Below are 12,969 nucleotides of genomic sequence, written 5' to 3'. Positions count from 1 at the left end.
TATGCCTGAACATGGTCATCACGGTCATGGGGGTCAGATGACTCCCGAACAACAAATGCAAATGATGCAACAAGAAATCAGATTAGCTAAGAATTTAAGTCAAATTAAATATAAAATCGTTGTAATGAGTGGAAAAGGTGGAGTTGGAAAATCTACTGTTGCAGCCAATATTGCTGAAACATTACAAGCTATGGGATATAAAACTGGCATTTTAGATGCTGATATTCATGGTCCAAACATTCCTAAAATGCTTGGAATTGAAATGCTTGAAGAACAATTCAACCAATATCAATTTGATGCTTTCAAAGCTATTGTTGAAGAGGGTATTATTGAGAAAGGTTTATCTCAAGAAGAACAGAAAAAATACATTGAAGAAAAACAGGAAGAATATAAAAGTTCAATGTTTCCGGTAGTTACTGAAAGTGGTCTTAAAGTAATGTCAATGGCTTTTTTAATTGACAGTTTAGATAGGCCAATTATTTGGAGGGGGCCTCAAAAAACCGGTGCAATTAAACAATTGATTTCTGATGCACACTGGGGCAAGCTTGACTTTTTGGTTATTGATAATCCTCCTGGAACTGGTGATGAACCATTGACTGTTCTTCAAACTATTCCGGATACTGATTTAGTTTTAATGGTTACTACACCAAATGTTGTTTCACAAGAGGATGTGCTTAAGTGTGTTAAAATGGTTGAAATGATGAATATAGATAAAATTGCTTTAATTGAAAACATGGCATACTATATTTGTCCGCATTGTGGTGAAAAATTAAACATCTTTGGTGAAGGTAATGGTAAAAAATTCGCTGAGGAAATGAGTATAACTTATCTTGGCGATTTGCCGATTGAAGAAAACGTTTCTGACTCACCAAATAAAAATGGAACTATTTCTGTACTTGATTCTAATGATGAGGTATCTAAAAGGTTTAGAGAAATAGTTGATGATATAAAAGAAGAGTTTTTAGAGTAAACTGGTGTTAATAATATAGCTTGCACTACTAATATTTACAAGATATCCTAAGAATTTAGGATCTTCTTTTAATTTTTTAAAATAATCTAATTTTTCAAGGAGGTATTCCTTATTTTCATCCATAACATTTAAAGAGAAATATTGCATACCTAATGTGTATTCTCTAAGGTCTGTAAAAACAGGAACTACATATTCAGCATCATTACCATAAGGAATTTTAACAGCCTCATTATTTTCAATTGAGATTATAAAAACATTACTTTTAATATATTCTTTGATTTCTTCTTCTAATTTTAAAATAGCTTTTTTGTTGTCGTTTTCTCCTTGCATGTATACTAGGTTGATATAATTTTTAAGCTCCGGATGTTTGATTTCTTCAATTTTCATTGTATTATAGTTTATTGTTTTTAGTATATAATCATTCGATTTAGATAAAACTAAACTTTTATTAGATATCATATTCATAGATGATAATGTAGTGCTTGAGGTGAAAAAATTTTAACTAATGGAAATAAATTTATTTTATTCCTATTATTCTTATATATTGTCGGAAGGTAATTTAAAAAACCTTGCTTGTTTTTATTCAGATATTGGATGGAGGTATGATGTAAATAATGGGGGGGTGTATCTATTTTCCCTAGGTTATCTAACAAGCTGCTGGGCAGGTTCTTGAATCATATGTTCCGGCTGATGATTATGATATCATTGCTCCAATAATAAATAGTGCAGTTCACATACAAAACATATTGTTCTTGCAGCATACTTCTTTCACTGATAATTCAGCTATTAAAAGAGTCATAATGGATTATGCTTCAGGTGAAGTATTTAAAATTAGGGTTTATGGTGATAATTCACTGGTGGTTGGTGCTGGTGAGATTGTTAAATTTAAAGTAAACGGCAAAATTTACAAAGTCAAAACTGATAAAAATGGTTATTCATACATTAAAGTTACACTTGCACCTAAAACTTATAAAGTAACAAGCGAGTATGCAGGCTGTAAAATATATAATACCCTAAAAATCAAACAAGTTTTAAAAGTAAGTAATGTTAATGTTAAAAAGATTGCTAAATCCTTTAAAATTAAGATCACCTTAAAAGGTAAAAAAGCACTTAAATCTAAAAAAGTAACTATTATACTTAATAATAATATTTATCATGTTAAAACCAATTCAAAAGGGATAACTACTTTAAAACTTAGTAAATCAGTTATTAAAACTTAAAAAATAGAATCAAAATTATTCCATTAATGATTAATTAAAAATAAATTATATGATTAAGTATTTGAATGATTAATCATGAAAATAAGAATTCGAGAGGTCAAATATCTAACCTCCCTTCGCCATATGAGGGTGCCTGATTTTGTACACTTTTCCCATTTCGTTATAACCTTGACTGAGGAGTTACTTGTATCGGGCACATCATCCAATTCCTGATGGAGTCAATTTCTGTAGTCTGCTGATCCATAGAAATAGGAGTTGCATCATCGCTAACAATTGCCTGCATGTTCCAGCTGATAATCACAAAGACAAGAAAGCGACTGCAATAACAAGCATGCATCCACTAAATAGAAGTACCTGCCATTGGGTCTTCTTCGACATGTTGTCTTCAAGCATTCTTTCGTCTAACCGTCTTTAATCAATCCATATAATCCAATAATGCATCTGAGAGCACATCCAAATCAACCAAAAACTCGAAACTCATAAAAATGAATTCAAAAACCTTAGCTTGACAGCATATCCTCTTTTAATTAAATTTATTTATAATAAAAATCTAATTTTATATTATACGATAAAATTATATTTTAGCTATTGGAGAATTAACCATGAAAGATTATTTAATTAAGTCAAATGCAGAAACTAATCCTGAATATGGATGTAATCCTTATGAAAGACCTATTGAAGAACATATAGCTAAAGGTATAATTAATTTAGACAAACCCTCTGGCCCTACTTCTCATGAAATTGACTCATGGATTAAACGTATTTTAAATTTGGAAAAATCTGGGCACGGAGGAACTCTTGATCCTAAAGTTACTGGAATTTTGCCAGTGGGGTTAAATGATGCAACCCGTGCAATACAACTTCTTTTAACAGCTCCGAAGGAATATGTTTGTTTATTAACATTCCATCAAGATGTTTCACAAGATAGGATTCATGAAGTCTTTGAGGAATTCACAGGTAAAATATTCCAGCTTCCTCCGGTTAAATCAGCTGTAAAACGTGAAATGAGAACACGTAATATTTACTATTCAACTATTTATGAAATTGAAGGTCGTGATGTTTTATTCAGAATAGGTTGTGAAGCTGGAACTTATGTTAGAACCTATTGTCATAATATTGGAGAGGCCTTGGGTGTTGGATCTCATATGGCTGAGCTTAGAAGGACTCAAATTGGGTTTTTCAATGAGAAAAATCATTTAATGACTCTTCAAGATGTAACTGATGCGTATCATTTTTGGAGAGAAGATGGGGATGAATCATTCTTACGTGAAGCTATAATGCCTATGGAGAGGGCTGCGGATTATTTACCAAAAATAATTGTTAAGGATTCTGCTGTTGATGCGATTTGTCATGGTGCAGACTTAGCTTGTGGAGGCATTGCTGAGTTAACAGGTAATATTAAAAAAAATGATATTGTGGCAATTGAAACACTTAAAGGGGAATTAATTGGTGCCGGTCATTCATTATTAACTTCTAACGAGATTTTAGAAGCAGATTCAGGTTTTGCTGTTAATGTTTCTAAAGTGTTTATGAAACCAGATACTTATCCGAGATTTTGGAAGTAGTGTTTTTATTTTATTTTTTTTTCAGTTTAATGGAATTTAAAAACTTTTAATCATTATTATGCAATAATCTATATTAAAAACCACATGTTGGTATGGAATAATATTATATGCTAAAATAAAACGCATAACTGCTAAAAATAATAAAAATTAAAAAAGCATTAATTTTAAAAATTCTGTTTTATGTTCTCAAAAAAAGAAATGGAAAAGCTAAAATGCTCCTCCACCTCCACCTCCTGATCCTCCTCCAAGGCTACCGAATCCATCAGAGTCAGATGAAGGATTAGCCGCACTCTCGCCAGTTATGAATGCAGCACTCATCATACTGTATCCGCCATAATAATGATATCTGAATACATCTTCATCATAGTTGGATATATTTGGTACTTGCAGTTTCATGGAGTCATAAACCTTGTCTGCTATTCCAAGAGCCGCACCATAAATCAAGTACTTTTTCCAAACGATTATAGATTCTGGAGGGTATTCTTTAATTAAACTACTGTCTTCTAAAAATTTCTTCAAATTTTTCCATTTGAGATAGTAGAGTCTACCTTCTTCAGTCCATTTTCCAAAAATATCTTCGTTTACTAAAAGAATGGCGATTGAAAATATTAATAGAAATATTCCTCCAATTATGCAATACAGTCCATTTTTAAGTGGGGTTGTAAATCCAAGAATAGCAATTATTATACTGAATACAATTCCTATTAATCCAATACCCATAATTATTGTAGAACCAGTATTGTCAAAGTATTTTGCAGGATTTGTTTCATTTTTAACTGATGTTTCCCAGTCTCCAATTTTCTCCATAAACCATTTAGCATTGTCTTCTGATGATAATTGTTCATTAAGTGCTGAAAGATTCAAGATATTATTTGCCGAAAAATGATGTAATGTGTCAAATACAATTTTTTCATTTGTACTTAATTCTTCTTTACTATTAAATGTCAAAAGCAAATCATTTGTTTGGCTGTGAATATCCTCTTGGGTATCTAAATTAATAGCTTTTTTGTCAATAATGCTCATTATTGAAGCTTCAAATCCTTTCATATTTGGGGTTCCAATATCTGTTCTGTTTTCAATAAGTGCATTAACAACTTCTGGCGGATCATCAGTTGGCAAATCTCTTTCATAAATTCCATCGTAATTTACTTCAGGTTCTCTACCATATTTTAAATATGTGAATATTGCACCAATGGGACTTAAAAGAGATAATAATCCTAGAATTATATAAGCGGTATTCCAAAAGTTACGTCCGTTAACGCTGTCTTCCAAATTTTTCATTATCATGTCACGGCCGTTTTGATTCACATGTTTTGCATAAGTTGCATTATTAAAATCACTTAATGGCATTAGGACAAGTAATTCATAAAATTCACCTTTGGGAATAGATGAAGTTTGTGCTGTTATTGTATCTCCGTTTATTGATGAGGATTTATTATATTCCTGGGGATTTAAGAAATATTCATTCCCTTTATCTCCAGGCAGATGTATCTTAGCTGTTAAACTTCCAACACCAACATCCCATTCTTCACCCCAGAGTTTATATTGGAGTTCGCCAACATCATTAAAAAGAGTCACTACATTAGTGATATCATAACTAATGTAAACTGTCACATCACAATCTTTTATGCCTTGTGTGTGGGCTGCATCAGAGTATAAATAAATCTTTAAATGTTTATAACCGTTATCATCACTTTCTTTTAAAACAGGATAAGCGCCATTGGCCGAAACTTTAATATTTTCAATCCTTTCTCCGGATTTTAGGGGAATATCCCTATAAACTCCATTAAAAGCTCCGTCAAATGCATAATCATACTTTTCATCTACATGCAGTAGACCATCATTTCCAACTGTTAAATCTATAAATGCTTGATTTATGGTGTAACTTCTATCATCGTCTGCCGATACAAATGTGATTGTTGAAAATAATATTAAAAAAAGTAAGATTATACAAAATGTTTTTTTAACATTCATATAATCGCCCTTATTTAAAATTCAACTTGTGGAACTGCTTTTTCTGTTTCAGGAGCTTTAAAAAATTCTTCTTCTTTAAAACCAAATAAACCTGCAATGAGGTTACTTGGGAATTGCTGACAGGAATTATTGAATTTTAAAACAATATCATTGTAGAATTGCCGTGAATATGCAATTTTATCTTCAGTGTCACTCAATTCCTTTTGTAATTGTTGGAAATTACTATTGGCTTTTAAGTCAGGATAACTTTCAGCAACTGCAAAAAGTGATTTTAATGCATCTGTTAATTGGTTATCTGCAGCACTAACTTCTTCAACAGAAGATGCACTCATAACACTAGCTCTAGCTTTTGTAACTTCTTCTAAAACACCTTTTTCGTGTGAAGCGTAACCTTTTACAGTTTCTACCAAATTCGGTATTAAATCATTTCTACGTTTAAGTTGAACATCGATTTGTGAATAACTGTTTTTTACACGGTTTCTAAGTCCAACGAGACTATTGTACATATGAATTACTGTTCCTATAATTATGATTACAATCACAATAATTACTATCATTAGTATGTCCATTTTATCACCTACAAATTATATATACTACTTTTGTTTAAATATACTTTGTCATTTAAAATTTACACATGATTAAAATATAATTATGTACTGTAATCATTATTTTTTAAAAATCGCACATTCAAGCAAAGCTTTATATATGTTAAGGTAAATACATTATTATATCATATTATTCTAGACAATATGATGTGCAGGTATTGCTAACTATTTCAATGCCGAGATAGTCTAGCCTGGTAAGGCGCGAGACTGGAAATCTCGTGGGCGTTCAGCCCTCCTGGGTTCAAATCCCAGTCTCGGCGTTTATTAGTTTTTAACTATATTTTTTTGATATTTAATTAAAAATACTTGTTAAACTGATATTTATTGCACTCTTAGCTGATATGCTAAGTTTATAACTGTTGAAAAAACTGTGTTTTGTAATTCAAAACATTCGAATCTATATTTTACGTCTCGTAGGTTCGCTCTATAAATGGAGGTTATTTAATGGAAGACGAATTCAAACATTTAGTACGTATTTCAAGAAAGGACGTTAATGGTAATAAAACCATCGAACAAGCTTTAACTGAAATAAAAGGTGTTGGAATATCTTTATCTAAAACTATGTGCCGCATTTTGGACTTAGATTTAGATGTTAAAATTGGATACATTGCTGACGAAGATGTTTTAAAAATTGAAGAAATTTTGGAAAATCCTTTAGATCATGGAATCCCAACTTGGATGTTAAACAGAAGAGAGGATTATGTAACTGGTGAAAACATTCACTTAATCGAGTCAGACCTTGACATGACTTTAAGGGATGATTTGAACAGAATGAAAAAGACCAGAAGCTACAAAGGTAGAAGACATGAAGTTGGTTTGCCTGTTAGAGGTCAAAGAACCAAGTCTACTTTCAGAAAAAGTTCTTCAGTTGGTGTAAAACGTTCAAGAGGTTAGGCAAGAGCTTTTTTTGTAAATTAAAATATTTAAATTCAATTTTATTAAGGAGATGTTTTAATGGGACAACCTAGAAAATCAAGGAAAAAGTATAATACACCACCACATCCTTGGAATGCGGAAAGAATTAAAAATGAAAATAAATTAATGACTAAATACGGCTTAAAAAACAAAAAAGAAATTTGGAAAGCTGATACTTTAGTTAGAAGATATAGTAGGGAAGCAAGATTCTTACTTGGTTTCGATACTGATCAAATGGTTAAAGAAAAATTAGAATTATTAGGACACTTAGCTAGAACCGGTGTTTTGCCAGAAGGTGCAGCTCTTGAAGATATTTTAGATTTAAATGTAGAGGATATCTTAAGAAGAAGATTACAAACTATCGTATTTAAGAAAGGTTTAGCTCGTACTCCTAAAGAAGCAAGAATGTTTGTTGTACACGGTCACATAGCTTTAAATGGTAAAAAAATCGATTCACCAAGTTATGTAGTATTGGATGGTCAAGAAGATGATGTTGGTTTCTATAGTTCTTCACCTGTAGCAAAACAAATTGAAGAGTACAACAACGGTAAGGATAATAAAGCTAATACAGAAGAATAAAGGGTGTAACTATGGCAAAAGATGAAAAATGGGGTATAGCTAATATTTACTCATCATTTAATAACACTATTATTACTGTAACAGATATTACTGGTGCTGAGACTATTTCTCAATGGTCCGGTGGTAAAGTTGTTCGTGCAGATAGACAACAAGCTTCACCATTCGCAGCAATGGCTGCAGCAAATAGAATAGCTGATGATGCTAAGGAAAAAGGTTTTGTTGGATTGCATATTAAAGTAAGAGCTCCTGGTGGAAATGGGCCTAGAAGTCCTGGACCTGGTGCACAAGCAACAATTCGTGCTTTAGCAAGAGCTGGAATTAAAATAGGAAAAATTGAAGATATCACTCCTATTCCTCACGATGGTACTGGAAGACCTGGTGGTAAAAGAGGAAGAAGAGTTTAAACAGAAGGGTTTAATATGGAGATAGAATTAAAAAGTCAAAGTGATGATGAAATAGTATTCATTGTTCGTGACGCGGAAGTACCTTTTATTAATGCTATTAGAAGAGTTGCTATGGTCAATGTTCCAAAAATAGCTATTGAAGACGTTAATATTATCAGAAATGATTCTGCAATGTTTAATGAGGTGCTAGCTCATAGGCTTGGTTTAACTCCTTTAGTTTCTGATTTAGATGCTCTTGAAGGTTTATCATTGCCTGAAGATGATTATTGGGAAGAGTATTCAAATGGGATCATGTTCCATTTGGATGAAGAAGGGCCTAAAGTTGTTTACTCTAAGGATTTAATATCTTCAGACTCTAAAATTAAACCTGTTTACGACAATATACCTTTAGTAAAACTTAAAGAAGGCGAAAAACTCAATATTGAAGCAGTTGCTAAAGTTGGGTATGGTAAGGAACATGCTAAATGGATGCCGACAACTGTTTGTGCATACAAACAATATCCAGAAATAACATTTAATGAAGATGTTGAAATAGATTATAATTGTGCTCAAGCATGTCCCAGAGGTATTTTAAAATCAGATAGAAGATCTAAAAAAATCAAAATATTGGATATTGAAGATTGTGCCATGTGCAAAAGCTGTGTAAGGGCTTCTGACAATGGTTACATTAATGTGGGATATCATGAAAATGATTTCATATTTAGAATTGAAACTGATGGAGCAATGCCTCCTAAAGAAGTTTTATTAAAAGCTTGTGACGTATTAGGTGAAAAAGCGGATAAGTTTATCAGATTTAGTGAAGAAGGAGGAAATTAATAATGGTTAAAAAAGTTGTAAAAACAAATCCTAACCTTATTGAACTTATTAATAAACTTTATGAAAAATCAAGAAGTGACGATGCAGCTATTTGGATGGATGTTGCACAAAGACTCGAAAGGTCTAATAGAAGAACCGCTGAAGTTAATTTGTCTGACATTGCAAGACATGCTGAAGCTGGTGAAACTATTTTAGTCCCTGGTAAAGTTTTATCAAATGGTGATTTAGAAAACAAGGTAGATGTTGTAGCATTGAAATTCTCAGCTAAAGCACAAGAAAAAATTGAAACTGCAGGCGGAGAATGCATCTCAATTGAGGAAATTATGGAAAGTAATCCTAAAGGATCAAACATAAGGATTATGGAATAGGGGATGTGTGTTATGATGATTATTGATGGTGAAGGATGCGTTTTAGGAAGATTAGCTAGTGTAACTAGTAAAAATCTTTTAGAAGGCGAAGAAGTTGTAATTCTCAACGCTGAAAAAATCATGTTAACTGGTAATAAGGATTGGGCTTATGCTAAATACAAGCAAAGAGTTGACAGGGCAAGTATTTCTAACCCTCGTGACTTAGGTCCTAAATATCCTAGAAGGCCAGATGATATATTTAGAAGAACTGTAAGAGGAATGTTGCCTTTCAAAAAATCTAAAGGTAAAACAGCATACAAAGGTTTAAAAGCTTTTGTTGGCGTACCTGCTGAATATGCTGATGCTGAACTCACTTCAGTTCCTGAAGTAGAATACAAAAATATTAAAAAAGGTATCGAGTTAGGAGAAATCTCCAAACTTTTAGGAGCTACCTTTTAGACAAGTAAGGTGTAATTATGGTTAAAGTTATTCATACTAGTGGAAAACGTAAAACAGCTATCGCAAGAGGTACTGTTCGTGAAGGAACGGGTAAAGTTAGAATTAACAAAGTTCCTTTAGAACTTTACTCTCCTGAGCTTGCTAACTTAAAATTACAAGAACCATTAACCTTAGCTGGAGACTTAGCTAATGAAGTGGATATTAATATCCATGTTATCGGTGGAGGAGTAATGGGTCAGGCTGAAGCTGCACGTATGGTAATTGCAAAAGGACTTGTACAATGGTCTCAAGATATGGATTTAAAAGAAAAATTCATTCACTACGACAGAACCATGTTAGTAGGTGACCCAAGACGTTCAGAACCTAAAAAATATGGCGGTCCTGGAGCAAGAGCCCGTAAACAAAAAAGTTACAGATAAACTCTGTAATTTTCATATTTTATTTAAATTAAAAAAAGATGATATAAATGATTCCTATAAGATGCTTAAGTTGTGGAAAACCTGTTTCAGCTCACTTTGATGAATACAATAAAAGAGTTGCAGCTGGTGAAAATTCTAAAGATGTTTTAGATGATTTAGGTTTGACTAGATACTGTTGTAGAAGAATGTTAATTTCTCATGTGGAAACTTGGGAATAGATGATTGTAGGGATATTTTTTTAATTAAAAATATAATCTTGGTAAAATATATGCCTAAAAAATGGAAGTAATATTCATGGATGTTGAAAAGAAATTAACAAGGTTTGAAAGAGCTAGGCTTCTTGGTGCTAGAGCAATTCAAATATCTATGGGTGCAAAACCTTTGGTAGATATTACTGATTCATTAGATCCAATTGATATAGCATACGAAGAACTCAAAGCTGGAGTTTTACCATTAGATGTTATTAGGGATGAATAGATTTATTCTATTTATTCTCCAATTACTTAAAAAAAATAAAAAATACCAATATAACTCTATAAAGAAACTTACTAATTTTTTATTAAGTATAGATTAATTGGTAACAAATTAAATGACACTGAGGTGTTTTTTTGGATAGTATAATAGAAGATGTCCAAGTTCGCAAGATTTTGGACAGCAGAGGCAATCCGACCATTGAAGTGGATGTAATTACTTGGAATGGTTTTGGAAGAGCTGCTGCACCAAGTGGAGCAAGTACTGGTTCAAGAGAAGTAGTACCTTTCCCGGAAGGTGGAGTTGATATTGTAGTAAGTGAAATGGAAGATTTGATAGCTTCTGAACTTATTGGAATGGATGCTTGTGATGTCATTACAATTGATGAAGTATTAAAGGAAATAGATGGCACTGATAATTTATCAGCTATTGGAGGCAACACTACTGTAGCTATTTCCATGGCCGTTATTAAAGCAGCCGCATCATCTTATAACATGCCTCTTTATCAATATATTGGAGGTAATTTTGCAAACGAATTGCCATATCCTTTAGGTAATATGATGAACGGTGGTGCTCATGCTGGTGTTAATGCTCCAGATATTCAGGAATTCCTTGTTGTTCCTATTGGAGCCACTAATATTGTTGATGGAATTTTTGCAAATGCTTCTATTCACAAAAAATTAAAAGAATTAATTCAATCTAAAGATTCTGCTTTTACCGGAGGTAAAGGAGATGAAGGCGGATGGGTACCAAACATTACTAATGCTGATGCATTAGAAATCCAAGCACAAGCTTGTGAGGAAGTTGGTGATGAGATTGGTATTGAAATCAGGCCTGCTTTAGATATGGCCGCATCTGAATTATGGGATGTAAATGAGCAAAAATATATTTATGCTCAAGATAATATCAAACGAGATACCGGAGATCAAATTGATTTCGTAAAAGATATTATTGATACATATAAAATGTTTTATGTAGAAGACCCATTTGACGAGTCTGACTTCGAAGGATTTGCTCAATTAACTTCTAAAGTAGGAGATAAATGTCTCATTTGTGGTGATGATTTATTCACCACCAATAGGAAGCTTTTAGCTAAGGGTATTGAAATGAAAGCTGCAAATGCTATTATTATTAAACCTAACCAAATTGGATGTTTATCTGAAACATTTGCTACTGTTAAATTAGCAAAAGAAAATGGTATTGTACCTGTTGTTTCTCACCGTTCTGGTGAAACTACTGATGAAACAATAGCTCACTTGGCTGTTGGTTTTTCATCTCCGATGATAAAAACTGGAGCTATTGGCGGAGAAAGAATAGCTAAATTAAATGAGCTTATCCGTATAGAAGAAAAACTTCCAAATTCAATAATGGGTGAATTTTAAATAAGGTTTGGGGAGAAAGATTATGGCAAAAGTAATTCTCGACTACGATAAATGTGATGGTGCTGACTGTGCAGAATGTGCTGATGTCTGCCCAATGGAAGTATTAGTTCTTAGTGGGGACAAAATCGAAATTGTTGACCCAGATGAATGTAGTTATTGTGAAGTATGTATGGACGTTTGTCCAAATGAATGTATTATAATTGAAGATGATTTTTAAATTGTAGGTGAAAAAATGGTAAATGAAGAACTTTTAATAGATTTAGATAATTATTTAGCAGCTGGTTTACACATCGGAACCCAGCAAAAAACTAGTGATATGGAAAAATACATATTCAGAGTAAGATCTGATGGGTTATATGTATTGGATATTCAAAAAACCGATGAAAGAATCAGACAAATCGCAAAACTTTTAGCAAAATATGACCCGGAAGATATTTTAGTAGTAGCTACACGTCAGTATGGTCAAGCTCCTGTTAAAAAATTCGGGGAGGTGACTGGTGCTAAAACTATTCCTGGAAGATTCATTCCAGGTACTTTAACTAATCCGAATTATGCTAAATTCATTGAACCAAAAATTATTGTTGTAACTGACCCAAGATCAGACGCACAAGCAATTTTAGAATCCAAACAAAATGGTATTCCTGTAATTGCATTATGTGATACTGAAAACTTACTTAGTTTTGTTGATATTGTAGTGCCTGTAAACAACAAAGGTAGAAAAGCTATTGCTTTAGTTTACTGGTTACTTGCAAGACAAATTTTAAGAGAAAGAGGGGACATCCCAGAAGACGGTGACTTAGATATTGATTCTACTGAATTCGAACTTAAATTTTAAGTGAGTTA

At 32.5% G+C, this 12,969-nt stretch carries 19 protein-coding genes and 1 tRNA gene; 17 read left to right on the top strand and 3 right to left on the bottom strand.

Features of this window, described 5'->3' with window-relative positions; translation table 11 throughout:
• Position 1 precedes the first annotated feature (1 nt).
• A complete protein-coding gene (locus Q9968_RS03210) occupies positions 2-970 on the top strand; it encodes an Mrp/NBP35 family ATP-binding protein (RefSeq protein WP_305513700.1) in 969 nt (322 codons plus the stop codon).
• Here the strand turns inward: Q9968_RS03210 and Q9968_RS03205 are convergent.
• Entirely contained in the window at positions 962-1,357 is a 396-nt protein-coding gene (locus Q9968_RS03205; protein ID WP_305513404.1) for a hypothetical protein, read from the bottom strand. The two genes, Q9968_RS03210 and Q9968_RS03205, sit on opposite strands and share 9 nt — an antisense overlap.
• A gap of 118 nt (positions 1,358-1,475) precedes the next feature.
• Here Q9968_RS03205 and Q9968_RS03200 point away from each other — a divergent pair, with 118 nt between their 5' ends.
• The 3 genes from Q9968_RS03200 (at position 1,476) to Q9968_RS03190 (ending at position 3,755) form a co-directional block, all read left to right on the top strand.
• Complete coding sequence (locus Q9968_RS03200) at positions 1,476-1,643, top strand: hypothetical protein (RefSeq protein ID WP_305513402.1); 168 nt, start codon at positions 1,476-1,478, stop codon at positions 1,641-1,643.
• Positions 1,644-1,722: 79 nt separating this feature from the next.
• Entirely contained in the window at positions 1,723-2,190 is a 468-nt protein-coding gene (locus Q9968_RS03195; RefSeq protein ID WP_305513400.1) for a hypothetical protein, read from the top strand.
• Positions 2,191-2,792: 602 nt separating this feature from the next.
• Positions 2,793-3,755, top strand: coding sequence for an RNA-guided pseudouridylation complex pseudouridine synthase subunit Cbf5 (locus Q9968_RS03190; protein WP_305513398.1), 963 nt, complete (start codon positions 2,793-2,795; stop codon positions 3,753-3,755).
• Between the two features lie 207 nt (positions 3,756-3,962).
• On the opposite strand, the gene Q9968_RS03185 is transcribed toward Q9968_RS03190, so the two are convergent.
• Together Q9968_RS03185 and Q9968_RS03180 are read right to left on the bottom strand one after the other, a co-directional pair.
• Entirely contained in the window at positions 3,963-5,729 is a 1,767-nt protein-coding gene (locus Q9968_RS03185; RefSeq protein ID WP_305513396.1) for a DUF2207 domain-containing protein, read from the bottom strand.
• A gap of 14 nt (positions 5,730-5,743) precedes the next feature.
• Positions 5,744-6,298, bottom strand: a complete 555-nt coding sequence (locus Q9968_RS03180; protein WP_305513395.1) for a LemA family protein — start codon at positions 6,296-6,298, stop codon at positions 5,744-5,746.
• A 211-nt stretch (positions 6,299-6,509) separates the two neighbouring features.
• Here Q9968_RS03180 and Q9968_RS03175 point away from each other — a divergent pair.
• The 13 genes from Q9968_RS03175 to rpsB all read left to right on the top strand — a co-directional run bounded on the left by Q9968_RS03175 (position 6,510) and on the right by rpsB (position 12,961).
• Positions 6,510-6,594, top strand: a tRNA-Ser gene (locus Q9968_RS03175).
• A 184-nt stretch (positions 6,595-6,778) separates the two neighbouring features.
• Positions 6,779-7,228 (top strand): 30S ribosomal protein S13, encoded by a 450-nt coding sequence (locus Q9968_RS03170; protein WP_305513393.1) that lies wholly within the window; start codon positions 6,779-6,781, stop codon positions 7,226-7,228.
• Between the two features lie 60 nt (positions 7,229-7,288).
• Entirely contained in the window at positions 7,289-7,828 is a 540-nt protein-coding gene (locus Q9968_RS03165; RefSeq protein ID WP_305513391.1) for a 30S ribosomal protein S4, read from the top strand.
• Positions 7,829-7,839: 11 nt separating this feature from the next.
• Complete coding sequence (locus tag Q9968_RS03160; RefSeq protein WP_305513389.1) at positions 7,840-8,232, top strand: 30S ribosomal protein S11; 393 nt, start codon at positions 7,840-7,842, stop codon at positions 8,230-8,232.
• 15 nt (positions 8,233-8,247) lie between these two features.
• A complete protein-coding gene (locus tag Q9968_RS03155) occupies positions 8,248-9,048 on the top strand; it encodes a DNA-directed RNA polymerase subunit D (protein ID WP_305513387.1) in 801 nt (266 codons plus the stop codon).
• A 2-nt stretch (positions 9,049-9,050) separates the two neighbouring features.
• Positions 9,051-9,416 (top strand): 50S ribosomal protein L18e, encoded by a 366-nt coding sequence (locus Q9968_RS03150; RefSeq protein WP_305513385.1) that lies wholly within the window; start codon positions 9,051-9,053, stop codon positions 9,414-9,416.
• A 15-nt stretch (positions 9,417-9,431) separates the two neighbouring features.
• Positions 9,432-9,854, top strand: coding sequence for a 50S ribosomal protein L13 (locus Q9968_RS03145; RefSeq protein WP_305513698.1), 423 nt, complete (start codon positions 9,432-9,434; stop codon positions 9,852-9,854).
• A 17-nt stretch (positions 9,855-9,871) separates the two neighbouring features.
• On the top strand, positions 9,872-10,273 hold the full coding sequence (locus tag Q9968_RS03140; RefSeq protein ID WP_296784186.1) for a 30S ribosomal protein S9: 402 nt from the start codon (positions 9,872-9,874) through the stop codon (positions 10,271-10,273).
• A 47-nt stretch (positions 10,274-10,320) separates the two neighbouring features.
• Positions 10,321-10,491 carry a DNA-directed RNA polymerase subunit N gene (locus Q9968_RS03135; RefSeq protein WP_305513380.1) on the top strand — a complete coding sequence of 57 codons (171 nt, stop codon included), beginning with the start codon at positions 10,321-10,323 and terminating at the stop codon, positions 10,489-10,491.
• Positions 10,492-10,552: 61 nt separating this feature from the next.
• The gene (locus Q9968_RS03130) at positions 10,553-10,750 is read left to right on the top strand and encodes a DNA-directed RNA polymerase subunit K (protein ID WP_305513378.1); all 198 of its coding nucleotides are present in this window, start codon (positions 10,553-10,555) and stop codon (positions 10,748-10,750) included.
• Between the two features lie 131 nt (positions 10,751-10,881).
• Positions 10,882-12,126, top strand: coding sequence for a phosphopyruvate hydratase (gene eno / locus Q9968_RS03125; RefSeq protein ID WP_305513376.1), 1,245 nt, complete (start codon positions 10,882-10,884; stop codon positions 12,124-12,126).
• 22 nt (positions 12,127-12,148) lie between these two features.
• Positions 12,149-12,343 carry a 4Fe-4S binding protein gene (locus Q9968_RS03120; protein ID WP_305513373.1) on the top strand — a complete coding sequence of 65 codons (195 nt, stop codon included), beginning with the start codon at positions 12,149-12,151 and terminating at the stop codon, positions 12,341-12,343.
• Between the two features lie 15 nt (positions 12,344-12,358).
• Entirely contained in the window at positions 12,359-12,961 is a 603-nt protein-coding gene (gene rpsB / locus Q9968_RS03115; RefSeq protein WP_305513371.1) for a 30S ribosomal protein S2, read from the top strand.
• Positions 12,962-12,969: the final 8 nt, after the last annotated feature.

Source organism: Methanobrevibacter sp. V14 (genome assembly GCF_963082475.1).
In the GTDB taxonomy this organism is placed as follows: Archaea; Methanobacteriota; Methanobacteria; order Methanobacteriales; family Methanobacteriaceae; genus Methanocatella.
The sequence above is the reverse complement of the archived record's forward strand: the minus strand, read 5'-3'. Positions and strand labels throughout refer to the sequence as shown.

Excerpts from the sequence above, each read along its gene's own strand:
- Q9968_RS03120 (WP_305513373.1), top strand. The coding sequence starts at position 12,149 with ATGGCAAAAGTAATTCTCGACTACGATAAATGTGATGGTGCTGACTGT.
- Q9968_RS03160 (WP_305513389.1), top strand. The coding sequence starts at position 7,840 with ATGGCAAAAGATGAAAAATGGGGTATAGCTAATATTTACTCATCATTT.
- Q9968_RS03135 (WP_305513380.1), top strand. The coding sequence starts at position 10,321 with ATGATTCCTATAAGATGCTTAAGTTGTGGAAAACCTGTTTCAGCTCAC.
- rpsB (WP_305513371.1), top strand. The coding sequence starts at position 12,359 with ATGGTAAATGAAGAACTTTTAATAGATTTAGATAATTATTTAGCAGCT.
- Q9968_RS03210 (WP_305513700.1), top strand. The coding sequence starts at position 2 with ATGCCTGAACATGGTCATCACGGTCATGGGGGTCAGATGACTCCCGAA.
- Q9968_RS03170 (WP_305513393.1), top strand. The coding sequence starts at position 6,779 with ATGGAAGACGAATTCAAACATTTAGTACGTATTTCAAGAAAGGACGTT.
- Q9968_RS03190 (WP_305513398.1), top strand. The coding sequence starts at position 2,793 with ATGAAAGATTATTTAATTAAGTCAAATGCAGAAACTAATCCTGAATAT.
- Q9968_RS03165 (WP_305513391.1), top strand. The coding sequence starts at position 7,289 with ATGGGACAACCTAGAAAATCAAGGAAAAAGTATAATACACCACCACAT.
- Q9968_RS03140 (WP_296784186.1), top strand. The coding sequence starts at position 9,872 with ATGGTTAAAGTTATTCATACTAGTGGAAAACGTAAAACAGCTATCGCA.
- Q9968_RS03130 (WP_305513378.1), top strand. The coding sequence starts at position 10,553 with ATGGAAGTAATATTCATGGATGTTGAAAAGAAATTAACAAGGTTTGAA.
- Q9968_RS03205 (WP_305513404.1), bottom strand. The coding sequence starts at position 1,357 with ATGAAAATTGAAGAAATCAAACATCCGGAGCTTAAAAATTATATCAAC.
- Q9968_RS03145 (WP_305513698.1), top strand. The coding sequence starts at position 9,432 with ATGATTATTGATGGTGAAGGATGCGTTTTAGGAAGATTAGCTAGTGTA.
- Q9968_RS03180 (WP_305513395.1), bottom strand. The coding sequence starts at position 6,298 with ATGGACATACTAATGATAGTAATTATTGTGATTGTAATCATAATTATA.
- Q9968_RS03200 (WP_305513402.1), top strand. The coding sequence starts at position 1,476 with ATGGAAATAAATTTATTTTATTCCTATTATTCTTATATATTGTCGGAA.
- Q9968_RS03185 (WP_305513396.1), bottom strand. The coding sequence starts at position 5,729 with ATGAATGTTAAAAAAACATTTTGTATAATCTTACTTTTTTTAATATTA.
- Q9968_RS03155 (WP_305513387.1), top strand. The coding sequence starts at position 8,248 with ATGGAGATAGAATTAAAAAGTCAAAGTGATGATGAAATAGTATTCATT.
- Q9968_RS03150 (WP_305513385.1), top strand. The coding sequence starts at position 9,051 with ATGGTTAAAAAAGTTGTAAAAACAAATCCTAACCTTATTGAACTTATT.